The 24,139-nt window shown below is 64.8% G+C and carries 25 protein-coding genes; 16 read left to right on the top strand and 9 right to left on the bottom strand.

Features of this window, described 5'->3' with window-relative positions; all coding sequences use genetic code 11:
• From RFA01S_RS15375 to RFA01S_RS27770, 10 genes are all read left to right on the top strand, one after another.
• Positions 1 to 993 (top strand): acyl-CoA carboxylase subunit beta (locus RFA01S_RS15375; RefSeq protein WP_303741020.1); only part of this gene is annotated, 993 nt, incomplete at its 5' end.
• A 44-nt stretch (positions 994 to 1,037) separates the two neighbouring features.
• Positions 1,038 to 1,286, top strand: coding sequence for an acyl-CoA carboxylase epsilon subunit (locus RFA01S_RS15380; protein WP_174557270.1), 249 nt, complete (start codon positions 1,038 to 1,040; stop codon positions 1,284 to 1,286).
• Between the two features lie 14 nt (positions 1,287 to 1,300).
• Positions 1,301 to 3,097, top strand: a complete 1,797-nt coding sequence (locus tag RFA01S_RS15385; RefSeq protein ID WP_072692121.1) for an acetyl/propionyl/methylcrotonyl-CoA carboxylase subunit alpha — start codon at positions 1,301 to 1,303, stop codon at positions 3,095 to 3,097.
• Positions 3,098 to 3,111: 14 nt separating this feature from the next.
• On the top strand, positions 3,112 to 3,576 hold the full coding sequence (locus RFA01S_RS15390; RefSeq protein WP_051365075.1) for a MarR family winged helix-turn-helix transcriptional regulator: 465 nt from the start codon (positions 3,112 to 3,114) through the stop codon (positions 3,574 to 3,576).
• A gap of 163 nt (positions 3,577 to 3,739) precedes the next feature.
• The gene (locus tag RFA01S_RS15395; protein ID WP_032408067.1) at positions 3,740 to 5,893 is read left to right on the top strand and encodes an MMPL family transporter; all 2,154 of its coding nucleotides are present in this window, start codon (positions 3,740 to 3,742) and stop codon (positions 5,891 to 5,893) included.
• 42 nt (positions 5,894 to 5,935) lie between these two features.
• The gene (locus RFA01S_RS15400) at positions 5,936 to 6,355 is read left to right on the top strand and encodes a DUF302 domain-containing protein (RefSeq protein ID WP_032383505.1); all 420 of its coding nucleotides are present in this window, start codon (positions 5,936 to 5,938) and stop codon (positions 6,353 to 6,355) included.
• Between the two features lie 52 nt (positions 6,356 to 6,407).
• The gene (locus RFA01S_RS15405; protein WP_032366273.1) at positions 6,408 to 6,677 is read left to right on the top strand and encodes a metal-sensitive transcriptional regulator; all 270 of its coding nucleotides are present in this window, start codon (positions 6,408 to 6,410) and stop codon (positions 6,675 to 6,677) included.
• Positions 6,678 to 6,805: 128 nt separating this feature from the next.
• Complete coding sequence (locus RFA01S_RS15410; protein WP_032366272.1) at positions 6,806 to 7,285, top strand: Fur family transcriptional regulator; 480 nt, start codon at positions 6,806 to 6,808, stop codon at positions 7,283 to 7,285.
• A 75-nt stretch (positions 7,286 to 7,360) separates the two neighbouring features.
• Entirely contained in the window at positions 7,361 to 9,556 is a 2,196-nt protein-coding gene (gene katG / locus RFA01S_RS15415) for a catalase/peroxidase HPI (protein ID WP_072692110.1), read from the top strand.
• 165 nt (positions 9,557 to 9,721) lie between these two features.
• Complete coding sequence (locus RFA01S_RS27770) at positions 9,722 to 9,865, top strand: hypothetical protein (RefSeq protein WP_155288963.1); 144 nt, start codon at positions 9,722 to 9,724, stop codon at positions 9,863 to 9,865.
• A 3-nt stretch (positions 9,866 to 9,868) separates the two neighbouring features.
• Here the strand turns inward: RFA01S_RS27770 and RFA01S_RS15420 are convergent, their stop codons facing one another.
• Complete coding sequence (locus tag RFA01S_RS15420) at positions 9,869 to 10,867, bottom strand: fumarylacetoacetate hydrolase family protein (protein WP_052060853.1); 999 nt, start codon at positions 10,865 to 10,867, stop codon at positions 9,869 to 9,871.
• Positions 10,868 to 10,973: 106 nt separating this feature from the next.
• Between RFA01S_RS15420 and glsA the strand changes: the two genes are divergently transcribed.
• Positions 10,974 to 12,182, top strand: coding sequence for a glutaminase A (glsA, locus tag RFA01S_RS15425; RefSeq protein ID WP_032408066.1), 1,209 nt, complete (start codon positions 10,974 to 10,976; stop codon positions 12,180 to 12,182).
• A gap of 25 nt (positions 12,183 to 12,207) precedes the next feature.
• Here the strand turns inward: glsA and RFA01S_RS15430 are convergent, their stop codons facing one another.
• Positions 12,208 to 13,389 (bottom strand): NAD(P)/FAD-dependent oxidoreductase, encoded by a 1,182-nt coding sequence (locus RFA01S_RS15430; RefSeq protein WP_032391156.1) that lies wholly within the window; start codon positions 13,387 to 13,389, stop codon positions 12,208 to 12,210.
• Positions 13,390 to 13,397: 8 nt separating this feature from the next.
• Positions 13,398 to 13,865, bottom strand: a complete 468-nt coding sequence (locus RFA01S_RS15435) for a hypothetical protein (RefSeq protein ID WP_032408065.1) — start codon at positions 13,863 to 13,865, stop codon at positions 13,398 to 13,400.
• A 202-nt stretch (positions 13,866 to 14,067) separates the two neighbouring features.
• Here RFA01S_RS15435 and RFA01S_RS15440 point away from each other — a divergent pair, with 202 nt between their 5' ends.
• Both RFA01S_RS15440 and RFA01S_RS15445 read left to right on the top strand, forming a co-directional pair.
• Positions 14,068 to 14,754 (top strand): HemK2/MTQ2 family protein methyltransferase, encoded by a 687-nt coding sequence (locus RFA01S_RS15440; RefSeq protein WP_094666344.1) that lies wholly within the window; start codon positions 14,068 to 14,070, stop codon positions 14,752 to 14,754.
• Positions 14,738 to 14,980, top strand: a complete 243-nt coding sequence (locus RFA01S_RS15445) for a CDGSH iron-sulfur domain-containing protein (RefSeq protein WP_052060852.1) — start codon at positions 14,738 to 14,740, stop codon at positions 14,978 to 14,980. The genes RFA01S_RS15440 and RFA01S_RS15445 overlap by 17 nt, the downstream gene beginning before the upstream one ends.
• Here the strand turns inward: RFA01S_RS15445 and RFA01S_RS15450 are convergent.
• Entirely contained in the window at positions 14,962 to 15,960 is a 999-nt protein-coding gene (locus RFA01S_RS15450) for an iron-containing redox enzyme family protein (RefSeq protein WP_052060851.1), read from the bottom strand. The genes RFA01S_RS15445 and RFA01S_RS15450 overlap by 19 nt on opposite strands.
• A gap of 127 nt (positions 15,961 to 16,087) precedes the next feature.
• On the opposite strand from RFA01S_RS15450, the gene RFA01S_RS15455 reads away from it, so the two are divergent.
• Positions 16,088 to 17,269 carry a zinc-dependent alcohol dehydrogenase gene (locus tag RFA01S_RS15455; RefSeq protein ID WP_032366266.1) on the top strand — a complete coding sequence of 394 codons (1,182 nt, stop codon included), beginning with the start codon at positions 16,088 to 16,090 and terminating at the stop codon, positions 17,267 to 17,269.
• Positions 17,270 to 17,345: 76 nt separating this feature from the next.
• Here RFA01S_RS15455 and RFA01S_RS15460 read toward each other — a convergent pair whose 3' ends face one another.
• Entirely contained in the window at positions 17,346 to 18,299 is a 954-nt protein-coding gene (locus RFA01S_RS15460; protein ID WP_032408064.1) for a hypothetical protein, read from the bottom strand.
• A gap of 207 nt (positions 18,300 to 18,506) precedes the next feature.
• On the opposite strand from RFA01S_RS15460, the gene RFA01S_RS15465 reads away from it, so the two are divergent.
• Positions 18,507 to 18,899 carry an OsmC family protein gene (locus RFA01S_RS15465; RefSeq protein WP_027496209.1) on the top strand — a complete coding sequence of 131 codons (393 nt, stop codon included), beginning with the start codon at positions 18,507 to 18,509 and terminating at the stop codon, positions 18,897 to 18,899.
• A gap of 39 nt (positions 18,900 to 18,938) precedes the next feature.
• The gene (locus RFA01S_RS15470; protein ID WP_052060850.1) at positions 18,939 to 19,775 is read left to right on the top strand and encodes a YihY/virulence factor BrkB family protein; all 837 of its coding nucleotides are present in this window, start codon (positions 18,939 to 18,941) and stop codon (positions 19,773 to 19,775) included.
• Here the strand turns inward: RFA01S_RS15470 and RFA01S_RS15475 are convergent.
• The 4 genes from RFA01S_RS15475 to RFA01S_RS15490 form a co-directional block, all read right to left on the bottom strand.
• The gene (locus RFA01S_RS15475) at positions 19,723 to 20,436 is read right to left on the bottom strand and encodes a CDP-alcohol phosphatidyltransferase family protein (RefSeq protein ID WP_051365079.1); all 714 of its coding nucleotides are present in this window, start codon (positions 20,434 to 20,436) and stop codon (positions 19,723 to 19,725) included. The two genes, RFA01S_RS15470 and RFA01S_RS15475, sit on opposite strands and share 53 nt — an antisense overlap.
• A gap of 98 nt (positions 20,437 to 20,534) precedes the next feature.
• Positions 20,535 to 20,768 (bottom strand): hypothetical protein, encoded by a 234-nt coding sequence (locus tag RFA01S_RS15480; protein WP_094622014.1) that lies wholly within the window; start codon positions 20,766 to 20,768, stop codon positions 20,535 to 20,537.
• Between the two features lie 97 nt (positions 20,769 to 20,865).
• The gene (locus RFA01S_RS28180) at positions 20,866 to 23,184 is read right to left on the bottom strand and encodes a glycosyltransferase (RefSeq protein ID WP_238325160.1); all 2,319 of its coding nucleotides are present in this window, start codon (positions 23,182 to 23,184) and stop codon (positions 20,866 to 20,868) included.
• Complete coding sequence (locus tag RFA01S_RS15490) at positions 23,181 to 24,125, bottom strand: WcbI family polysaccharide biosynthesis putative acetyltransferase (protein WP_032366531.1); 945 nt, start codon at positions 24,123 to 24,125, stop codon at positions 23,181 to 23,183. The genes RFA01S_RS28180 and RFA01S_RS15490 overlap by 4 nt, the downstream gene beginning before the upstream one ends.
• Positions 24,126 to 24,139 lie beyond the last annotated feature (14 nt).

Below are 24,139 nucleotides of genomic sequence, written 5' to 3' on the forward strand. Positions count from 1 at the left end.
GTCATCAAGACCGTCACCGGGGAGAACGTGACGATGGAAGAGCTCGGTGGCGCGCACACCCACATGGAGAAGTCCGGGGTCGCGCACTACGTCGCGTCCGGGGAGCAGGACGCCCTCGACTACGTCCGCGACCTCCTGTCCTACCTCCCGAGCAACAATCGGGCCGATGCCCCGCGGACGGCCGCGTCGGATCCGATCGTCGGATCCATCGAGGACAGTCTGACGGCGGAGGATCTCGAACTCGACACGTTGATTCCGGATTCGCCGAACACTCCGTACGACATGCACGAGGTGATCCGCCGGATCCTCGACGACGACGAATTCCTGGAAGTTCAGGAGGGGCGGGCCCGCAACATCATCGTCGGGTTCGGGCGGATCGACGGCCGGTCGGTGGGCATCGTGGCCAATCAGCCCACCCAGTTCGCGGGCACGTTGGATATCGATGCCTCGGAGAAAGCAGCCCGGTTCGTCCGCACGTGCGACTGTTTCAACGTTCCGATCATCACGTTGGTCGATGTGCCGGGGTTCCTGCCCGGGACGGGGCAGGAATACAACGGCATCATCCGGCGGGGGGCGAAGTTGTTGTACGCCTACGGGGAGGCGACGGTCGGGAAGATCACCGTCATCACCCGTAAAGCCTATGGCGGGGCGTACGACGTGATGGGGTCCAAGCACATGGGTGCCGACGTCAATTTGGCGTGGCCGACGGCGCAGATCGCGGTGATGGGGGCCTCGGGTGCGGTCGGGTTCGTCTACCGCAAGCAGTTGCTCGAGGCCGCGAAGAACGGTGAGGACGTCGATGCGTTGCGGCTGACGTTGCAGCAGCAGTACGAGGACACGTTGGTCAACCCGTACGTCGCTGCCGAGCGCGGGTATCTCGATGCGGTCATCCCGCCAAGTCACACCCGCGGACAGATCGTGACCGCGTTGCGACTGCTCGAACGCAAACAAGTGACCCTGCCCCCGAAGAAACACGGAAACATCCCACTATGAGCGAAGCGAATCATGACTCAGTGAGCGCAGCGAATCATGACGCAGTGAGCGAAGCGAGTCCTGACGCAGTGAGCGAAGCGAAATCTGCTGCTGCGTCGGATAGTTGGTCGTTTCGCGGAAGTCCGACGGACTCCGAGATCGCTGCTGTCGTTGCGGTTCTGACTGCCGCGCAGTCGTCGGTGGCCGAGGACGTGCCGGCCCCGATCGATCTGTGGGGTCGACCGGAAGATGTGCATCGTTACGGACTCGCCAGTGCCCCAGCTCTTTTCGTCAATGCCCGATTCGGCCAGTGAAGGACTTCGCACAGATGACCACCTCTACCTCCCATAAGAAGATTTCCAAGGTTCTTGTTGCCAATCGTGGTGAGATCGCGGTTCGGGTGATCCGGGCGGCCGCTGATGCCGGGCTGGCCAGTGTCGCTGTGTACGCCGAACCCGACGCCGATGCACCGTTCGTCCGCCTGGCCGACGAAGCATTCGCACTCGGCGGACAAACCTCCGCGGAGTCGTACCTGGTCATCGACAAAATCTTGGACGCCGCCGCCAAATCCGGAGCCGACTCCATCCACCCCGGCTACGGATTCCTCTCCGAGAACGCCGACTTCGCCCAAGCCGTCATCGATGCAGGCCTGATCTGGATCGGACCGTCCCCACAGTCCATCCGCGACCTCGGCGACAAGGTCACCGCCCGCCACATCGCCGCCCGCGCCAAAGCCCCCTCGGTCCCCGGCACCTCCGAACCGGTCGAAGATGCCGACGAGATTTTGGCGTTCGTCGACGAACACGGCCTCCCCATCGCCATCAAGGCCGCGTTCGGTGGCGGCGGCCGCGGCATGAAAGTGGCCCGCACCCGCGAGGAAATCCCCGAACTGTTCGACTCCGCCACCCGCGAAGCCGTCGCCGCATTCGGGCGCGGGGAATGCTTCGTCGAACGCTACCTCGACAAACCACGCCACGTCGAAGCCCAGGTCATCGCCGACCAACACGGCAACGTCATCGTCGCCGGCACCCGCGACTGCTCCCTGCAACGCCGCTTCCAGAAACTCGTCGAAGAAGCACCCGCCCCGTTCCTCACCGACGCCCAACGCAAAGAAATCCACTCCAGCGCCAAAGCCATCTGCCTCGAAGCCGGCTACTACGGTGCCGGGACCGTCGAGTACCTCGTCGGCCAAGACGGATTGGTCTCGTTCCTGGAGGTCAACACCCGGCTGCAGGTCGAGCACCCCGTCACCGAGGAAACCTCCGGCATCGACCTGGTGCTGCAGCAGTTCCGCATCGCCAACGGCGAAGAACTGACGATCACCGAAGACCCCGAACCGCGGGGGCATTCGTTCGAGTTCCGGATCAACGGTGAAGACGCCGGGCGTGGGTTCCTGCCCGCCCCCGGACCGGTCACCACCTTCACCGCCCCCTCCGGTCCGGGAGTCCGCGTCGATTCCGGTGTCGAATCCGGCAGTGTGATCGGCGGCCAGTTCGATTCGATGCTCGCCAAACTCATCGTCACCGGAGCCACCCGCGAAGAAGCCCTCGCCCGCTCCCGTCGGGCGTTGGCCGAATTCACCGTCGACGGGTTGGCGACGGTGATCCCGTTCCACGCGGCGGTGGTCTCCGATCCCGCGTTCATCGGCGACGGCGACTCCTTCTCCGTCCACACCCGGTGGATCGAAACCGAATGGGACAACCAGGTTCCCCCGTTCACCGCCGGGCAACCGATCGACGACGACGAGGCCCTGCCGCGGCAGTCCGTCATCGTCGAGGTCGGGGGCCGACGCGTCGAGGTCTCCCTCCCGGGCGAGCTCACCCTCGGCGGTGGCAGCGGCGGGAACGCCGGTGCGGTGCGGCGTAAGCCCAAGGCCCGCACCCGTGGCGGTGCCGGAGCCGGCGCAGCCTCCGGTGACTCGGTGACCGCACCGATGCAGGGCACCGTGGTCAAAGTCGCCGTCGACGAAGGCCAGGAAGTCGCCGCCGGGGACCTCGTCGCTGTCCTGGAAGCGATGAAAATGGAAAACCCCGTCACCGCCCACAAAGCAGGCACCATCACCGGCCTGAGCGTCACCGCAGGCGACGCCATCACACAAGGCACCGTCCTCGCAGAAATCAAGTAGGGGAGTACCTTTCGATGACTGCCCTCGCTGAATCGTTCGACGGCGACACCTCTCCGGCGCATTCCACCGAGTTCGAGATCGTGTCCACGGTATTGCGGATGGCCTCGGCCGCCCGGGTGCGGTTGGCGGAGGCGCTCGATGCCCAGGGACTGAGCTGGGCACGGTACGAGGTACTCGAATTGGTTTGTCGGAGAGGGCCGTTGTCGTACAGCGCGCTCTCACGTGAATTGGTGCGACACCGAACCAGCATCACTGCGACAACTGCCAGTCTCGTCGACGCGGGCCTGTTGGTGCGCAGTGTCAATCCGCGAAATCGACAGCAGTACTTGGTCGACGCCACCGACTCGGGGTATCGCGCGGTGACACGTGCCGAACGTGCGCTCGAACGGGCTCGGTCGCGGATGGCGGTCGATGCAGATTCCGAACAGACACTCGAAGTGCTGCGCGGCATCGAGAAGCAGTGGAACAGGCGGCGCTGACCGACACGTCCTGGTTGTGATCCGCCGACGTGATGCAAGTACCCCTGGGGTGATACCCCCAGGGGTACTTGCATACCCCCTTGGGTATGTGCAATGGTGGGCACGTTCGATGGCTCGGGGTTTCGTCCGCCTCGATCGATACCCCCACCCGTATAGGAGAACCATGTCGCTGCGCGATGCCGAAATTCTTCGCCCACCTGACGACCTGCCCGCGAGAGGGCCAGGACTACTCGGCCGTGCGGGTGCGTCGATGGTGACCCACCGTCGTTGGGTGTTCGGCGTATGGCTCATCGCGCTGATCGGCCTCGGTTCGTTCGCGCCCTCGGTCTTCACCGATCTGGCGGGAGCCGGGTGGCAGGCGAACGGATCCGAATCCGTACAGGTTCGAGAACTGGCGCAGCAGCACTTCGGTGGCAATTCGTCCGCAGCGGTGCAGGTGGTCGTTCACTCCGACGCAGCATCCATCACGGACCCCGCTGTTCGGGCAGTGATCGACGACGTGACCGAGGTGTTCTCCGGTGACTCCCGATTCGGAGACGTCGTTGCGCCGCAACCGAATATGACGATCAGCCCGGACGGCCGCACCGGCATCGTCATCGCCGGGGCGAACGGCACGACCGACGAGATGGTGAAGGCCGTCGACGATGTGAAGGAGCGGTTGACTGCGCTCTCGACCGACGGAATCGAGGTGTACCCCACCGGTTCGTCGGCCCTGTGGTCGGACTTCAACAAGGCGAACCACGACGCCATGATCCAAGCCGAACTGTTCTCGTGGCCGGTCACCTTGGCGATCATGGTGCTTGCCTTCGGTTCCCTCGTCGCGGCCGGTTTGCCGCTGCTGCTCACCGTCGCGGGGCTCGTTGCCTCCGCTGGTGGTCTCGTTCTGCTCAACGGTGTCACGCCGATCTCGGTGTGGGCCATGAACTTTGCAATGATGTTCGCCCTCGCGCTGGGAATCGACTACGCCCTGTTCATCGTCGCTCGATTCCGCGACGCGCTGCGGAACACCGACCCTCGGGCTGCCGTCGCCGCCACCATGGACACCGCAGGTAAGGCCGTCGTGTTGTCCGGGCTGACGGTGCTGGTGAGTCTGTCCGCAGTGCTGCTGGTCCCCGCGCCGGCGGTGCGCACGATGGCCGTCGGGATCATGCTGGCTGTCGCCTTCGTGTTGCTGGCAACGATGACTCTGCTGCCTGCGGCATTGGGTGCACTCGGACCCAATGTCAACGCCGCTTCGTTGCCGTACGCCAAGCGTCAAGTGCATCGATCCCCAAGGTTCGCGGCATGGGGGGAGTTGCTGCACAAGCACCCGTGGCCGTTCGCGGTCGTGTCGGTGGGGATTCTGATTGCGCTCGCCCTGCCGGTGCTCGGGCTGAAGGTGGCAATGCCGTCGATAGCAGTGGTGCCCGAGGATGCCCCCGTGCGGCAGGGTTACGAGCTCGTTCAGGACCGGTTCGGACCGGGCGCACCGGGTTCGCTGCAGATCGTGGTTCCCGAAGTGGATGCTGCCGAGACCGCAACCGTCGCTGCGCGGGTCGACGGGATCTCGATGGTGACGCCGCAGCAGAGTGCGGCTGACGATTCGGGATATGCACTGCTGCAGGCAATTCCGTCGGTGGATCCGTCCGACGAAGCGATGGGCTCCATTCTCGCCGAGCTGCGATCGACATTGCCCGATTCGGCACTCGTCGGCGGAGCACCGGCAGAGAACCTGGACCTGCAGCAGGCTTTGAACGACTACCTGCCGATAGTCGTCGGGATCATCCTGGTTCTCGGATTCGTGCTGCTGCTGGTGGCGCTTCAGGCTCCGCTCATCGCGTTGCTCGGTACCGCGGTGAGCCTGCTGTCCACCGCGGCGGCGTTCGGCGTCGCCAAGCTGATCTTCCAGGACGGACACGGATCCTCGCTGCTGGGCTTCACGCCGCAGGGATTTCTCGACGGTTGGGGTCCGGTGTTCTTCTTCGCGATGATCTTCGCGATCGCCATGGACTACACGGTGTTCCTCCTGGCTACCGCCAAGGAGCATTACGAGCGCTCCGGTGATTCCAAGGTTGCCCAGGTGGACGGGTTGGCCCACTCGGGACGAGTCATCTTTGCCGCATCAGCGGTGATGGTGGCAGTGTTCTTCGCATTCGCACTGTCGGATCCGTTGCCCCCGAAAGAGATGGGCATCATCCTGGGTGTTGCGGTACTGCTCGACGCGTTCCTCGTTCGACTCGTCCTGCTTCCGGTCCTGCTACGGCTGACCGGACACGGCGCGTGGTGGTCGCCGGCATGGCTACGTGCCGTCCTGCCCTCCATCCGCTTTTCACACTGAATCGACTGCTCTCACTGACACAACAATTTTCGAGGAGACATCATGAACATCGCACTGTCCACCACACTGACCGACACCGATTTCGCCGACGCGATCGAGAGCACGAGAAAGGCGTTGTCGGAGCAGGGATTCGGAGTTCTCACCGAAATCGACATGCAGGCCACGTTGAAGGCCAAGCTCGACGAGGACATGGAGCGCTACGTGATCCTGGGCGCGTGCAACCCGGGACTGGCTCACCGCGCAGTGGGGGTGATGAAGCAGATCGGACTGCTGTTGCCGTGCAATGTGGTCGTGCGTGAGAACCCGGCGGCGGCGCGGTCCGTCGTCGTCGAGGCCATGAACCCGGCCATCATGGTCGAGGTCACCGGTGAGCCGCGGTTGGGTGCGGTCGCCGCCGAGGCCACGGCGAAACTGCAGGCGGCAATCGCGGCCCTCGGCGGTACCGGTACCGCGCCGCAATGATGCCCCCGGGGGTACCCTCGAGTTCACTGCTACCACCATCGAAGGAATCGACATGATCGGCGACGAAGACAGCATTGCACTGGTACTCAACCGGCTCAAGCGTGCGCACGGCCAACTTGCGGGTGTCATCGGGATGATCGAGAACGGTCGTGATTGCAAGGATGTCGTCACCCAGCTCGCCGCCGTGTCGCGGGCGCTCGACCGTGCCGGGTTCAAGATCGTGGCAACCGGCCTACGGGAGTGCATGACGGGGGATGCTGCTGACGGTAGGGAACCGATGACCGAGGCCGAGCTCGAAAAGCTGTTTCTGGCTCTGGCCTGAGCCGCCGGCCGAACTCCGGACGAACGGCATGTGTCGGGTTGCCGTCGATACCGAGTTGCAGTCGACAAGCAGCGGATTCGACTGCATACTTGACTTGGTCCAGAAAACCGGAGGATACTGACGCTGTGATGCCGATCTCACCCTATGCGGAGCAATTACGCACCGCCGATTTGCGCGTGACCCGTCCGCGGGTCACCGTGCTCGAGGTCGTCGAAACCAATCCGCATGCGGACACCGACACGATTCTCGGACTCGTTCGATCGGTGCTCCCCGAGGTATCACGCCAGACGGTGTACGACGTTCTCAATGCCCTGACCGCTGCGCGCCTGGTGCGTCGCATCGAGCCCGCGGGATCTCCCGCTCGATACGAATCTCGGGTCGGGGACAACCATCACCACGCTGTGTGCCGCAACTGCGGCGTGATCGCAGACGTGGATTGCGCGGTGGGCGAGACGCCGTGTCTCACCGCATCGGACTCCGTCGGTTTCACGATCGACGAGGCAGAGGTCATCTACTGGGGCTTCTGCGCACAGTGTTCGGCTGCTCGCGAGCAGCCGGCAGTTCCCGTTCAGTTCCCTCCCCGGTCTCGAACACAGCAGAGTTCGTGACCACCGATCACAGCCCGATCGTCACACCTTGGAAGGAAGCACGTGTCTGAAGATCACGTAACACGCGAAAAAGAGATGAACGAGGATCAGCCGCAGGAGAGCGGTGGCAAGTGTCCGGTCATGCACGACGCGATGCCCACGCCTGTCGAAGGCGGCGGCAACCGCGAGTGGTGGCCCAAGGCGCTCAATCTCAAGATCCTCAAGAAGAACCCGGCCGTGGGCGATCCGATGGGTGCGGATTACGACTACGCCGCCGAGTTCAATTCTCTCGATCTCGCCGAGGTCAAGCGTGACATCGAAGCCGTGATGACGAACTCGCAGCCGTGGTGGCCCGCGGACTTCGGGCACTACGGTCCGTTCTTCATCCGCATGGCGTGGCACGCGGCCGGAACCTACCGCAAGCAGGACGGTCGCGGCGGTGCTGGAGCCGGCATGCAGCGATTCGCTCCCCTCAACAGCTGGCCCGACAACGCGAGCCTGGACAAGGCCCGCCGTCTCATCTGGCCGGTCAAGCAGAAGTACGGCCGCAAACTGTCCTGGGCCGACCTCATCGTGCTCACCGGCAACGTCGCTATCGAGTCCATGGGCCTGCCGACCTACGGCTACGCCGGCGGACGCGTCGACGCCTGGGAGCCGGACGAGGACGTCTACTGGGGCCCCGAGCAGACCTGGTTGGGCGACGAGCGCTACCACGGTGACCGCACGAGCCTCGAGAACCCGCTGGCCGCAGTGCAGATGGGCTTGATCTACGTCAATCCCGAAGGCCCCAACGGCAATCCGGATCCCGTGCAGTCCGCACTGGACATCCGCGAGACCTTCGGCCGCATGGCCATGAACGACATCGAGACTGCGGCACTCGCGGTCGGTGGACACACTTTCGGCAAGACCCACGGCGCAGCCGACCCCGATGCCCACATCGGACCGGAGCCCGAGGGCGCGCCCATCGAGCAGATGGGCCTGGGCTGGAAGAACAGCTTCGGCACCGGCTCGGGCGCCGACGCGATCACCAGCGGACTCGAGGTCATCTGGACTCCGACGCCGACCCAGTGGGACAACTCGTTCCTCGAGACCCTCTACGGCTTCGAGTGGGAGCTCTACAAGAGCCCGGGCGGCGCACACCAGTGGCGTCCGAAGAACGGAGAAGGCGCGGATCTCGTTCCCGACCCGGCGGATCCGTCCAAGCGTCGCCACCCATCGATGCTGACCTCCGACATCGCGATGCGCGTCGATCCGATCTACGAGCAGATCACCCGTCGTTGGCTCGATCATCCCGAGGAGCTCGCAGAAGAGTTCCAGAAGGCGTGGTTCAAGCTCACCCACCGCGACATGGGACCGGTCTCGCGTTACCTCGGCCCCGAGGTTCCGGCGGAGCCCCTGCTCTGGCAGGACCCGATTCCGGCCGTCGATCACGAGCTGATCGGTGACGCGCAGATCGCCGAGCTCAAGCAGACCATCCTCGGTTCCGAACTGAGCCAGGATCAGCTGATCTCGGCTGCGTGGGCGGCGGCATCGTCGTTCCGCGTCAGCGACAAGCGCGGCGGTGCCAACGGTGGCCGTCTGCGCCTGCAGCCGCAGGCCGGCTGGGAGGTCAACGAGCCCGACGAGATCGCACAGGTCATCCGCGTTCTCGAAGGCATTCAGCAGTCGTTCTCCGGAACGGTGTCGTTCGCGGACCTCGTCGTCCTCGGCGGTGTCGCAGCCGTCGAGCAGGCCGCCAAGAATGCAGGCGTCGACATCACGGTTCCGTTCACTCCGGGCCGCATGGATGCGACGCAGGAGAAGACGGACGTCGACTCGTTCTCCGATCTCGAGCCCAAGGTGGACGGCTTCCGCAACTTCCTGGGCAAGGGCCAGAAGCTGCCCGCCGAGTTCAACCTGGTCGATCGGGCCAACCTGCTCTCGCTCAGTGCACCGGAGATGACCGTGCTGGTCGGCGGTCTGCGTGTACTCGGCGCGAACTACAAGGGGTCGACGCACGGCGTCCTCACCGACAAGGTCGGCACGCTCACCAACGACTTCTTCGTCAACCTCCTCGACATGGGCACCGAATGGGTTCCCACCGCGGAGGACGGCATCTACGAGGCCAAGGACGCCGCTACCGGCGAGAAGAAGTGGACCGGAACACGTAACGATCTGGTCTTCGGCTCGAACTCCGAATTGCGCGCTCTCGCAGAGGTTTACGCTTGCGATGACGCCAAGGAGAAGTTCGTCCGGGACTTCGTCGCAGCCTGGGACAAGGTCATGATGCTCGATCGCTTCGAGCTCGCCTAGTACTCACCGGCGCTGATGCGCCACCCGAACTCGAAGTTGTGGATGGAAAACGAGCTGGATCCATCCACAGCTTCGAGTTCGTCGTTACCGGGCTGTTATCTTTCGATGCCGATTCGTGACTTTGCACCTGGATTTGTCGCAATGTCCGATTGTCATGCTGGTTGCATGACACAACAGGACGTATCCGCAGGCTCTGCGGACAACAACAGAGACGAAACACGTCAGGGTGCATCCGGTTTCGGGTCGTTCCTCGAGATGTTCCAGGACGCGTCGACCGACAAGTCGGACACCGAGCGCGGAATCCGATAGGACTCAGCGAGCACCGATGGTGTTGGTGACGGAGCCGATTCGTTCGATATCGAGTTCGACGCGGTCGCCCGGAGCGATCCACCGGTCGAGTTCGAGCCCGCAACCGCGAGGCAGCGTGCCCGACGTCAGGAGCTCGCCGGGGTGGATGCTCTCACCGCGACTCGCATATGCCAGAGATTCACCCATGGAATAGCGCATCCCGGCAGTGCTGGTGGTCGACCAGAGCTCGCCGTTGACCCGGACGGTCGCGGCCAGCGAATCTACATGCGCCGCAACCTCATCGGGGGTGACGATGTCGGCGCCCATCGAACTGGCGAACGTCTTGGTCTTGACGACCGGACCGAACGGCGTCCGGCGCTGCTCCTCCCACTGGGTGTCCCGCGCGCTGATGTCGTCGAAGACGACGTAACCGCCTATCGAAGCCTCGGCCTCCCGCTCGGACGCATCTCGGATCGGTCGGGTGACGAGGGCACCGAATTCGAGCTCGAAATCGAGAACTCGGCTGTACGACGGCCAGTCGACATCGGCCCCGTCGGCTACGACGGTCAGGTGGTTACCGGTGTAGTAGATCGGATGGTCGTCGAACCCCGGACCGGGACGCAGGGCCGGGAAAGTCCGACGCGTCAGCATCTCGAATCCACGGATGAACGGGACGGCACGCGGTAGATTTCGCCGAACGAGGTTGTGTGCGGCCAGGTCCCAGTGCTCGTCCCAACCCAGGAAGCAGCGCAGGGACGCCGGAACGACCGGAAGGGTCGGTGCCGGTCGGTCCATCGTCGCGATGCCCTCGTCGGCCGCCCGCCGCACCACCGTCGTTGCGGCTTCACGTGCAGGTTCACCTGCATCGAGGAACCGAACCATGGACCCGGTGAGCGGGTGCAGGATCTCGGGGGCACCCAGAGTCGAGACCGCAGCCTCGAGATCGATCCACGTGGTCGTGTCGGGCACGTGGACGGCGAGGCGGTCGGCGGAATCGGTGGAGGTCAAGCGTCGCAATCGCACGGGCGCGTCCGATCTGTGCGGAGCGATGCTCCACAACGGTTGAGGAACCCGGAGTGTAAACGGTGCCACGGTCGGCGTGTCAAGACCCGACGGTTAGCGTGGGGTGATGAGATCACCGGTGCCCGAGTATCTTCAGTCCGTCCTGACGGAGTGCCGACACCTCGACGATGGGGAAATGTCGAGCGGCAACCCGGAATTGGCGGCGGCCGATCCCGACACGTTCGCGGTTGCGCTCGCCACCGTCGGCGGGTCGCACTACGGGGCGGGCGATACCGACACCGAATTCTCCATCCAGTCGATCGCCAAAGCGGTGGCCTATGCGCTGGCCATCGAGGACAACGGGCTCGCAGCGGTGCTCGAGGCCGTCGACGTCGAACCGTCGGGTGATTCGTTCAACGAGATCTCGTTGGAAGCGCGGACGGGTCGACCTCGCAACCCTCTGATCAATGCCGGTGCGCTGGCGGTACATTCGATGATCGCGGGCCGTGACGGCGAAGAACGAGCGGGGCGGCTCATCGAGCTACTCGGAGCCATGGCCGGCCGTGAACTCCACATCGATCGGGCGGTGTACGAGGCCGAACTGGAATCCGACGATCGAAACACCGCGATCGCGCACCTGCTGAAGTCGGTCGGCCACCTCGGTGCGGAACCCGCGGTCGTCGTCGACGGGTATGCGCGCCAGTGCGCGGTGACGGTGACGTGCAACGATCTGGCCGTGATCGCCTCGGTGATGGCGAACGGCGGAACCGATCCGGCCACCGGCCGACAGGTCGTCGACCCCGCGGTCAACCGTCACGTTCTCGCTGTCATGGCAACCTGTGGGATGTACGACGGCAGCGGCAGTTGGATTGCGACAGTGGGCATTCCGGCCAAGAGTGGAGTCGCGGGAGCCATCATGGGCGTGCTCCCCGGTCAGGTGGGTGTTGCCGTGATCTCGCCCCGGTTGAACGAGCATGGAAACAGCGTCCGCGGGGTTGCGGTGTTCGAGAGGCTGTCACGCGACCTCGGTCTGCACATGATGCACGTCCCTCCCAGCGGCGAATCCGCCATTCGCACGCTGAGCGAATCCGACGGCGTCACGACCGTCGAACTGCAGGGCGAGCTGAGGTTCGCCGGTGCGGAATCCGTCGTCGCCCGTCTTGCTGCCGGCGTCCCGGACTGCGAGGAGATAGTCGTCGATTTCACCGAAGTGCGCGCCGTCGACGGCGCTGCACAGCGCCTCCTTCGAGAGGCTGTGAGCGGACTGGAAGACGACGGCTACCGCGTCGTCGTCGAGGATCCCGACGGGCTGATGAACGCCTCCCGCGACAGCTGACACACCTCGAACCAGACGGTCGGTATCACAGTCTCCCGGCGAGAATCATGTGCCAGTAGGACTGCGGTAGGCCGTATCGATCGAACGCCCACGCGGACCGTCTGGGTTTCAGGGGATCGAGAAACGAGGGTAGCGACGAGGCCAGTGCACCGGTGCGGTCGAACTCGGCAGCAATCAGAGTGTGTGCTTCGACAGCGATGGGTGCGACGGTGTACCCGTCGTAACTCGACATCGCTCCGCCGCTCCTGGATGCGACGAGATTGTCGACGAGAACCGAAATCTGTTTGCGTAGTGCTCCACCCGACGAGTCGGTGTCGATCGCTGCACCGTCGCCCGCAGCCCACACCTCGGGGTGGCGTCGGTGCCGCATCGTGCGGGAGTCGATGTCGACGACACCGTGCGGCTGCTCTCCTGCCAGACCGGACTCCTGCACCCACAGTGGTCCGCGATACGGCGGGACCAGGTGCAGCATGTCGTAGTCGATGCGCTCGTCGACCCCGGCGTGATCGGTGACGGTGATGCGCTTGCTCTCCGGCTCGAGCGCCGCGACCGCCGTATCCATCAGGACGCGCACACCCAGGTCTCGGAGGTGGCCGGCGAGCCGGGGGTCCAGGTCAGGGACACCGAGCAGACTCTCACGATCGACGACCAACGTGATGTCGACGGTCGGTAGTCGTCCTGTGCGCTTCCAGTGGGCCGCCGCGAGAAACAGTGGCTTGACGGTGGTCCCGGTACACCCGACGGGCGGGCGCGGCACGGTGAACACGGCATGACTGTGTGCAGGCAGGTCACGGACCAGCCGCCATGTGCGCTCGGCCCGGTCGAGGTAGTTGCTGGCGACATCGGGAAAACGAAGTGCCGCATGCACACCCGGCAGAGCGGCTTCGTCGGCGATCAGGCCTTGCCCCAGCACGAGATCGCGGTAGCCGTACTCCATTCCCGACGCGCAGCGAACCGATCGTTCTGCCGGATCCACCGACACGACCGAATCTTCGAGCCACACACAGCCCTCGGGGGTCACCGAGCGTTGGGTCCGTTCGGCCTCGGTCAGCGGTGCCTGACCGGCACCGACGTACGACAACAGGGGCTTGTACGTGTGCACCTGCTTGGGCTCGATCACGGCGACGTCGGACACGCCCTTCTTCAGCAGTCGTGCGGCCGCGCTGATCCCGGCATTGCCTCCACCGATGATCAGCACGTCGTACATGGTGCGGCTCACCGTGAATCGGCCGCCTGCGCTGTGACGTCGGTGCGGGCATCGGTTTCGGTGCGGGCTTCGGCGAGCGTGCGGTAGACGAACACGCGGTCCGAGACGCCGTTCAGGTCTGCGCCGTCGGGAAGCACGACGGAGAGTTTCTGCTGCCAGCGACCCTGGCGAATAGCGGTGGCGTCGAGCACGGAGCGAACTCCCGCCGCGACGAACGTGACGCGAGACAGATCGAGAATCAGAGCCCGGCCGCGCTCGGCGGCTTCCCCCAACGTCTCTGCCAGCACCGGAACGTCCACGTCGGTGATGATGCCGGCAATGCGCACCTCGATGTCGTCGCCTGCGCTCTCGTCGACCGACACCGTCATCTCGGCCTCCGGGAGCGAGGAACGGGTACTCGAGGCACGGCCGTCGGCGGTGGAGAGCGATGGAACCACACCGGCGAGCGGAGTTCGAATGGACGGAACGACGATCATGGACAACTCCTCTGGAGCCGAACTCCTGAACCCGTGCAGGGGGAGTGCGGCAGTCGACTGCCGAGACTGCGGGCTGCTCCTCAACCACACACGTCCTAGCACTACCCCGAAGTGCGTGTCGGTAAGCCTGTTCCGAACAACCGGTTTGCGGGGCTTGGACGCGGGAATACGAATCCGACAATCCACGCTGGGAGGAATGTCCATGACGACAGCCGAATTCGATTCCGTCCGTTCGCTGGCACGAGTGCACGCCGATCCCGGAGTGTACGAGCCTCAGGAGGATTCACTTCTGCTGTGCGACGTCGCCGCAGATTCGGGGCTCGTGCCCGGAGCCCGTGTACTCGACATGTGTACCGGTAGCGGCGCAGTAGCCATCACCGCAGCACTGCTCGGTGCCCGCGAGGTGGTGGCCTTCGATATCTCTCCGCGTGCGGTTGCCTGTGCGCAGCGCAATGCCCGGTCGGTCGGAGTCGATGTGGATGTGCGGCTGGGGTCGTTCTCGGAGGCAGCCGAGCTGGAGCCGTTCGACATTCTGCTGTGCAACCCTCCGTACGTTCCGTCGGAGACCGCGCCCACCGGCATGGGTTTGCACCGCGCCTGGGATGCGGGTGAGGACGGGCGAGTGGTGCTCGACCCTCTGTGCACGCGAGGCGCGGAACTGCTGGCACCCGGTGGTGTGCTGCTGGTGGTCCACTCGGAATTCTCGGGTCCGCAGCGAACACGGGAGATGCTGAATACTCACGGTTTCGGTGCATCGGAGGCGGCGTGCCGCACAATCGACTTCGGGCCCGTCATGACGGCTCGTGCCGAGTGGCTCGAGGCCAAGGGCGTGCTCGAATCGGGCCGCAGAACGGAAGAATTGGTGGTGTTGCGTGGCGACAAGCGATGAGCCGACGGGTGGTGACGCTGCACCTGCGCGCACTCGGGTGAGACTGGTCCGGGGCGGACCGATACTGATCGACGGGCCGGTCGAGATCGAACTCGACGACGGCTCCGTCGTCACCTCAAATCGTTTCGTCGTCGCGCTGTGCACGTGCAAGCGCAGCAAGACGTACCCACTGTGCGACACGAGCCATCGCGCGAAGCGACGAGCGAGTCAGTCCAGCGACGACTGACCGGCGGACCACCGCTGCATCAGGTGGTCCGCGAGCGCGTTCTCGACGAAATCCAGTGCGCGCATGCCGAAGACGATGTCGGCTTCGATGTGCGGTTCCTGTCCGATCAGGTTCTCCACCACGTCGTGGCGCAGGACCTGCTCGTGGACGGCGTCGGCCTCGACGTGCTCCGCGTAGAACGCGATGCATGCAGCCGGCGCTGACAGCCTGCGAAGGCCCTGCACGAACCGCTGTGAACCCGGCGAGGACGTGATCTCCGTGGCGGCGAAATGGCCCACGGTGGCACCTCGGCGGCTACGGTGCAATCCGAACAACGACATGAGGTTGACCCACGCGAGTGTCTGGGCGGGGACGCGATCCACGTACCCGAGGTAGGACGCATCGAGGTCTGCTGCCGTCATGGATTCGGCCCACAGATGCTGGTGGACACGCTCACCCCTGCCACCGCCGTACTCGTCGAATTCGACGGCGACATACGAGGCCTTGACCTGGCCGACCAGCCTCGGGATCGCCCACGCATGGGGATCCGCTTCCTTGAGGTGGTAGATGGACCGATGTACGAAGTACTCGCGCATCTGCTCCCACGATCCTTCGTCCCGCAGGAACCACGACGGGCCGGTACCGGACGACGCCTCGACCGACAGTCGCTTCATTTCGGCGACGACGTCGTCGCCGGGTTCGACATTCGAGCGCACGTAGTTCAGAAACGCGGATTCGAGTGCTGCTCTGAACTGCAGCAGTGCTGGATCCCACTCCAGTTCGTCGTCCACGCCCTCGAACCCGCGGTAGTGCAGTTCGTAGCTGACGAGCAACGCCAGTTGCATGTCACGCGACGTCGGATCGGCATCCGACGCGCTGGGCAGTGCGGCACCGCCGCCGGTGGAGAGATACCGGATCACGGCGTCCGAGAGTGGACCACACGGCACCGGCAACCGAGGCGACACGAGGGTGGGGGCGATGGAAGGGGTCACAACACTCATTGTTCACGCCTACCCGCTGCCGGTCACGGTCAATCGTGTGGGTCCGATGCGTTTGCACGCATACGAAGCAGGTAATCCGCTTCGTGCGATTCCGAGTTTCGGGGTCGAGTAACAGAGAGGAGCCTCCATGCGCGCAGTGACATGGCAGGGCAAGAGGAACGTCAGCGTCGATTCGGTGCCCGATCCCCGCATCGAAGCGCCGACGGACGCAATTGTGAAGATCACGACCACCAATATCTGCGGATCGGACCTACACCTGTACGAGACGCTCGGTGCCTTCATGGACCAGGGCGATATTCTGGGTCACGAGCCCATGGGCATCGTGGAGGAAGTCGGTTCGGAGACAGGCGATCTCGCCGTCGGAGACCGTGTGGTCATCCCGTTCCAGATTTCGTGTGGACATTGCTACATGTGCAATTCGAGTCTGTACACCCAGTGCGAGACCACCCAGGTTCGTGAGCAGGGCATGGGTGCCGCGTTGTTCGGCTTCTCCAAGCTGTACGGCCAAGTGCCCGGTGGGCAAGCGGAGTACCTCCGTGTTCCGCAGGCGCAGTTCACGCACATCAAGGTCCCCGAGGCCGGACCCGATTCGCGATTCGTCTACCTCTCCGACGTATTGCCTACCGCGTGGCAGTCGGTGGAGTACGCGTCGATACCTGCAGGCGGGTCGGTGACGGTGCTCGGACTCGGTCCCATCGGAGACATGGCCGCCCGCATCGCCCAGCACAAGGGTGCTCGGGTCATTGCTGTCGACCTCGTACCCGAGCGCCTGGCGCGAGCTGCGGCACGGGGAATCGAAACGGTGAATCTGGCCGAACACAGCGGGGGCGTCGGCGACGTCATTCGTGACATGACCGACGGCCGAGGAACAGACGCGGTGATCGATGCCGTCGGAATGGAGGCGCACGGCTCACCGGTCGGCAAGCTGGCCCAGCAGATCGTCGGAATGCTGCCCGACGCCGTGGCCGCACCGATGATGCAGAAGGCCGGCGTGGACCGGCTGGGTGCGCTGTACTCGGCAATCGACATCGTTCGACGCGGCGGAACCATCTCGATCATCGGTGTGTACGGAGGTATGGCCGATCCGCTACCGTTGATGACCTTGTTCGACAAGCAAATTCAGCTGCGGATGGGCCAGGCGAACGTCAAGCGATGGGTCGACGACATCATGCCGCTTCTCGGCGACGACGATCCGTTGGGCGTCGATTCGTTCGCCACTCACGAGCTTTCGCTCGAAGAAGCGCCGCATGCGTACGACATCTTCCAGAAGAAGCAGGACGGTGCGATCAAGGTTCTGTTGAAGCCCTGAACCTTTCGAATACAGCGATGCGGCCCGGAACTTCACGGGCCGCATCGGTATTCGCAGAAGGACCGATCGATCGTCGTCAGTCGACGGAGATAACGTCCTTGGCGATTGCTGCCAGGCGAGTCTGTCCTGCGGACACGACTCCGTGGCGGTTCTTGTGTGCCTCTTCGTACGCCACGACAGTGCGTACGTCGGCGGGTGTGGTCAGTTCCTTGATGGCGGCCACCGCGTCCGAGACGTTGAGGTCGTCGTAGTCGGCTACGGGAAGCTCGTCGGCACCGAGAGTTCCACCGGCGGACCGAGCGGTGTGAATGGCGTCGGCGACAGAATCGACACCTTCGCTACGGGTGACATCCTCGGCGGCTTCGAGTGCTGCATCGCGGCTGGCGGTCAACGTTCTGACGGCGACGTCGCCTGCGTGTGCACCGCGGCCCAGCAGAGCGCTCAGTCGATCCGGGGTGGCGCGAGCGGCGTCCAGTGCGCGGTCGAGACCGCGGGCCGACCAGTTGGCCGGTGCGTTGACGATCTTGACTGCGGTGCCGGCAGCTGCCTGGAAAGGCGTCCGGCGCAGTGCGGCGGGTCCACCCAGGGCGTCTTCGGCGAGGACGGTCTCGAGCCAGTCGACCGTGGCGGCGTGCGCGGTGGCCAAGCGGCCGGCCAGTGCCACGACGGACGGTTCCTCGGCTGCTGTCGCCAGAGCCTTGATGTACTTGGCTCGACCCAACAGTTGCTGCTCGAGGGCGAGATCGCCCAGCAGTGCCTCGTCGAACGGCTGCGCCTGCTCGGCGACTGCCTTCACCGCTGCGAACGTGCGCCCGATGAACGGTGCAACTACCTCGGGTAGCCCGCCGAGATTGCGCAGTGCTTCCTCGATGGCGGCGGCGCGGTCACGTCCGTTGGCGGCGTTCTGCGTCAGTTCCCGACGAACCGCTTCGGTGCGCGCCTGCACGACGCGGGTTTCCGCGACCTGAATTTCGGTGTGTGTCAGCTGCAGTGCAATCCGCAACTGAGCGATCAAAGTCGATGTGCTCATGGTGCTCCCCTTTCGGTGGGTGGGTACATTGATCCGGCCGATGCCTGTGGGTCACAGCGTGATGCTCGGCCCTGTTCGGGTGTTACCCGCCGGTAAGTTTTGCCAAACGGCTGTACCGCAGGTGTGAACAGCGACACGTCCGAACCGCTACTCGTGTCGGCGGGATTCGACGGTTTCGATCGGCAGCGGAATGGACATCCGACACCGATGACTACCGAGCTGTACACAGCAACCGTCTCTGCAACTGCGACCGGCGTGACCTCCGACGACGGAGTGCTGTCGTTGAGTGTGCGAGAACCGGCCGAACTCGGTGGCCCGGGCGAGGCCACCAACCCCGAGCAGTTGATGGCCGCAGCGCTGTCGAGTTGCTTGGTGGAGTCACTGCGAATCGCACTGGGGACCGTCGGCGGCAGTGTCGACGAACTCGCGGTCAAGGGCACCGTCGTGCTGACCGATTCCGACGCATCCGGTTACGACGCGAAATTCGCACTGTCGGTGTCGCTACCGGGCACCGACAACCCGGAGGCCGTACTCGCGCAGGCCACGTCGATCTGCCCGTTCCTCAAAGTGATCGACGCCGTGGACGTCACCCTTGAATAACCGCTCGATCGTTCGGCGGACCCGCTCCGAACGCGCGCGATGACATCCGTTCGCGTTCGGGCGGTTCGCGGAGTGCAGGCGATCAAAGCCGGCTTCGCGCGTGAGGACACCACGCTGATCGCGGGCGGACTGACGTTCTACGCGGTGATCGCCGTCGTCCCACTGTTGCTTCTGACGATCCGGGCGACCGTGTTGTTGGTGTCGGCGCAGTGGGTACAAGGCGGATTCGACGCCATGTCTGCGTTACTGCCCGATGCGTTGGGTGCCCGCGCGGCGCTCGACGGTCTGGCCGATGCCGGAATACACCTGGGACCGCTGGGGGTCGTGATCTCGATATTCCCCGCATTGTTCTACGGAGAGGGTCTGCGGAGGGCGATCGTGCGTTTCGCCCCGACCCGTGAAACGTTCACCGGGTGGCGAGGCAGAGCTGCCATGGTTCCCTTCTTCGTCGCCGCCCCGGTGCTGCTCATCGGGGTGCTGACCGTCGCACGCGTCCTGCAGGCGACCACGGGCGGCGGAGGTGCCGGTGCGCTGGCTCTACGAATATTTCTGGGGTTCAACTGCCTGTGGCTGATCCTGGCCGTTCCGCTCGCCTGGACCTACCGGGTCATCGCGCCGCGGGCGGTGGGGTGGCGGGCACTCGTGGCCGGCTCCTTGGTCACGTCGTCGATCGTCACCGGATTCGTGCACGGCTTCATCCTGTTCCTGGCCATTCCGGTCGACCTCGGTGCACCGTTCGGCGGTCTCACCGACATCGGCGGCGGTGTGGCAATCATGCTGTGGATGTTCGTCTTTCACGTGCTGGCGCTCGCCGGCTGGCTGATCACCGCCGAGTTCGATCGGCCCGTCGGTACAGCCCGAACATCAGCTGGGTGAACCCGAGAACTGCCAGACCACACGTCACCGATATTCCGATCGTCGCGGACGTCTGAGCGCTACCGGGGCCCGCGCCCGCAACGGTCGCGGTCACGACGGCGGCAACGACTCGGGACGGCCGCTCCCACACCGTCAGAAAGCCGACGTCGGAGATCCCGGCTCCGACGGCACGCGCGCGGGCCGTCTCGTGCAGCAATGTCGTCACACCGACGGCAACGACGATGGGCATCGGAGCGCCCAGCGCGAGACTGCCCGCGAGGAACAGCAGATCGCTGCACCGATCCGACACCGTGTCCAGTAGATAGCCCCACTGCGATTGGGAACGGCCGATCATGGCCACGCCGCCGTCGATACCGTCGAGCAGCCCGGAGAACACGATGAGCACCGCCGCCAGGAGGGGCAGCGAGGTGCCCGGCCGGGACAACGCCACCGAGCCTGCAGCCGCAACCACCGCGGCGACGGTGACGACGTGGGCCGAGACGGATGCGCGCACGAGCGGGGCGCTCAGGAAGTACACCAGACGAAGCCACGTCGACACGAGCACCGACGACGATGGATCGATGTTGCTGTGCAGACCCGACCATGTCGACAGATATTCCTGGCGGGTCGCCGGAAGTTCGGACGAAGTGCGCCGGCTCGGTGTGCTGCGCTGGTTGACCATCGACGATCCTTGCTCGGCAAATCGAAAGACCGACTCTACGAAAGATTCGCCGGTGTATACCCGCCTATTCGAAACCCACACCCGAGCGGCTCGAACAGTTACTGCTCGTCGGAGTTGCTCTGTCTCCTGCGGGCTTTGAGCCGCGATATTTTGATCCCGACGGCCGCGAACAGAATCAGCCATCCCGCGATCAACACTCCGCCTCCGACGAATGCCGCTCGCTGCAGAGGATGGGTGTCTGCGTACACGTAACCGACTGTGCCCCACAGCAAAGCGACGAAGAAGATAATCGCCATCATCCACATCATCGAATACAGCGTTCTGTTCATCATTCGCCCGATCTCGCCGTTGCTTTTGTCTGCCGCCGATTTACATTCTCCCACTGGCCGTACCCGATTCGGTCGAGTCGACACCGGAACCACCCCACATTCACCACGCGAGTTTCGGTTGAACCTCGCCCGCGAAGAGCCCGAACTCCGCGCCTGTCCGATGCATGTGCCCGAACAGGGCCTCCGCGAGGTCCTCGGAAGCCGTTCCCATCGTCGACGACCACCGTCGAGCGCGAGCGCTCGACCGAGACGTGCGCAGTTCGACCGTGCCCGAGTTGCCCACGTCGACCGTCAGCCGATCCGCTCCTGTCTCCACGAGACGACGAAGTGCGCCGGCACCGAACAGGACGAGGCCGCGCACCTCGAGCACCGCGTGAGAACGTGCGGTGTCTCCCGGAAGACCCACCTGGATGCGGCAGTCGGCGTCGCCCCACTGCCGCCGTAATTCTTCGGCACCGGGTCCGTGAATCCACACTCGACAATCAGGATGCCTCAGGACCGAGCCGACGGTCTCGAGGAGGGACGCAGCGCTGTGCCCGGTGGTATCGACAACCGCGACGATCTCCGGCAGCGCGAAGGTCAGACCCTGGGTCCGCGCCGCAGGGTCGGTGATGCGGGAGGCCAGCATCAACGCTTCGGCATTCTTCCGCTCTCGGTCTCCGCCCGTGCGTTCGGCCCAGTCGGGCCCGTCGTGCCAGGCGACTGCTCGCGGCCGATGGGCCAGGACGACACCTGCGGCGTAGGCCCGATGCGCGAATTCCCAGTCTTCTCCGCCGTACCCGACGAACGTCGGGTCGAACCCGCCGAGTTCCTCGAACAACGTTCGGCTGCAGGACATCACGGCACTGATGACGTATCGGTACGAACGACGGTCCGCGTCCAGAAGATCTCGCGAGCCGGCGTAGCCGTCACGAAGCCATGGGGGCTCGGTGAACTCCGTGGGGCCCGCAGATCGGCCGTCGAACCAGGTGCCGATGTCCGCGGGCGTCCACCCGCCGAAATCGGCATGTCGACGCCTACCCACCGTCACCGCATCGGGAAGGGCCACGATCAGGCGTACCGATTCCTCGATGTAATCGGGTTCGGGCACGGTGTCGGCGTCGAGGAAGCAGAGGATGTCTCCGCGCGCTGCGGACGCACCGAGATTGCGTGCGGCGGCGGCCCGGAATCCGAGATCCGGTTGGCGCACGACGGTGATGTCGAGAGCCGAGCCGAATTCCTCCACGTTCGGTTCCTCGGGAGATCCGTCGTCGGCGACGATCACCTGGATGCGGGACGCGGGCCAGGTCTGCGCGGTCAACGCTGTCAGAACCAGGTCGAGCTGGTGCTGCTGCCGGAAGTAGGGAATCACGACCGACACTCGGGGCGTGTCGGATGCGGTCGGTGCCAGATCCCACCGATTGTGCGGAACCACCGAGCGGCCATCGGGCAGCGCGATGGACGGTAGGGCCATGCCTTCTCGGAACAGGGAGCTGTACAGGTCGGCCGCCTGCGCCGGCGATGGATACGGTGCCGAGTCGGCGGCCTGCCATGTCTTCTCGGGTCGGCGTAACGCTTCTGCCATGGCCTCGGCCAGGCCCTCCACTGTGTCCTCGTGAATCCACAACGCATCGGGCGAATTGACGGCCATCTCGTCGACGTATCGACCACGAGGGACCAGAGGGCGACGGCCCGCCGCGATCCAGGTGTTGATAGAACCGGATGCCGATACATGCCGGTGGAAAGCAACCGGGACAGCAATGGACCGCAATCGGCCGCCCAGTTCGGCATCGGGCACGAAGCCGGTCGTCGAAAACGGCCTGCCCAGATGCCGGGCAGTGGCGCGTAGTTCGTCGAGCACGTCCTCGTGTCCGGCCGACGCGGCCCCGACGATGTCGAACCCGACGTCGGCGTCCAGTGCAGACATGGCACCGAGTACCTCGCTGTGTCCCTTTCCCGGATAGACGAACCCGAGAATTCCGACGACTCGCCGGGGGACGACGTCGTCGGATCGTAGTGCCGGGCGGTCTATCGGTAGGGGAATGACCCGGATGTCGGGTCGGCTGTCGAGTATGTCCTCGAGAAGCAGTCGCTCGTGCACACTCGACACCACGACCGTTGCAGCGCAGTCGATCACTCGGCGGTAGCAGTCGGTGCGTGCCGCAAACGCGGAGCCGTCCGAGATCTGGGGTACGTCGTGCAGCGTAACGGTGATGCGGGCTCGATGCTGCTGTGCCAGTGCGACAATGGCATCGGCTGCCTCGTGCGCGGTACGTCCGAACAGCCGGTCGGTGAAGTGAATGTGGACGGGAGTGTCGGGCGGTAGTCGGTCGGGAGCGGTCACCACGGGACTCGCTGTGGCGGCAGCCATGTCGCGGGCGCACCGGACGACTCCGTGGTCCGGTGGGCCGACCACGAGATGATGCACGGGTGCGATCACGGCGTCGTCTGCAGGATTCGCAGGAGCTCGGAGTGGCGGGCGAGTGCGGCGTCGACGAACTGGGGATGTGCCGCATACCAATCGAGGTGTGCGCGGTGCACGACATCGCTGGACACCTCGGAACCGTCGACCGTCCAGTCTGGGCGAGCATCACCGGGGAAGCCGAGGGCGTCCAGTACCCGGCGTTCGACGGGCGCTCGCACACCGCCGAGCAGTTCTCTCCCTGGATCACCCACAGTGCAGGCGGTGTCGAGGTGGTCCAGGATCCGCTGCGCGAGTGCAGTCAACACCACGTTGGTCGGATGGTTGATCGTATGAGTGGCACGGCTTCCCGCACTCTGGAACAGGTCGGACGCAGCGATGTCGGTGTCGCGGCTCTCGCGTCGTCGTAGCTCGTCCAGGCTCGCCTGCGCGGCGTCACGAAAGCCGGCGTCGGATACCGGGAGGTCCCAGTTCTCGCCGGACCGCGCGCCACGCTCGAAGGCCACGATCGTCCGCAGATCGTGGTACGGAACGAGATCCGGAACGGCAGCTGGATCGCTCGGATGCCGAACGATGACCTGAAAAGGATGCAGCGCGGCGTATCTCAGCACGGGCCAACGAAGTACCACGGCGTGCGGCGGGAGTGCTCGTGTCAGATCGGGGACCCCGAGTGGCAAATCCCGATAGCCCTCCCGCACAGGTTGAGTCAGCAGTACCGAGGTCTGCCGGACCAATCGATCGACGTGCGGCAGATCGGCGGATTCGAGTTCGTGTACCGGCGGGATTCGTACCGTCCGAAACGGCATCGCCGCATCCGAGCTCAGCAGAATGCGCATCGCCTCGGCCTGGCAGTTACCCCAGACGAGCAACAGGGGGCGATCGTCGACGGGTGTACGTGGCGCGGCCTCGAGCCCCGATATTCCGTAGAAATCGCCGTAGTGGCGAGTACGCCCGTCCATGTCTGCCCCGACGT

The organism is Rhodococcoides fascians NBRC 12155 = LMG 3623 (assembly GCF_001894785.1).
In the GTDB taxonomy this organism is placed as follows: Bacteria; Actinomycetota; Actinomycetes; order Mycobacteriales; family Mycobacteriaceae; genus Rhodococcoides; species Rhodococcoides fascians.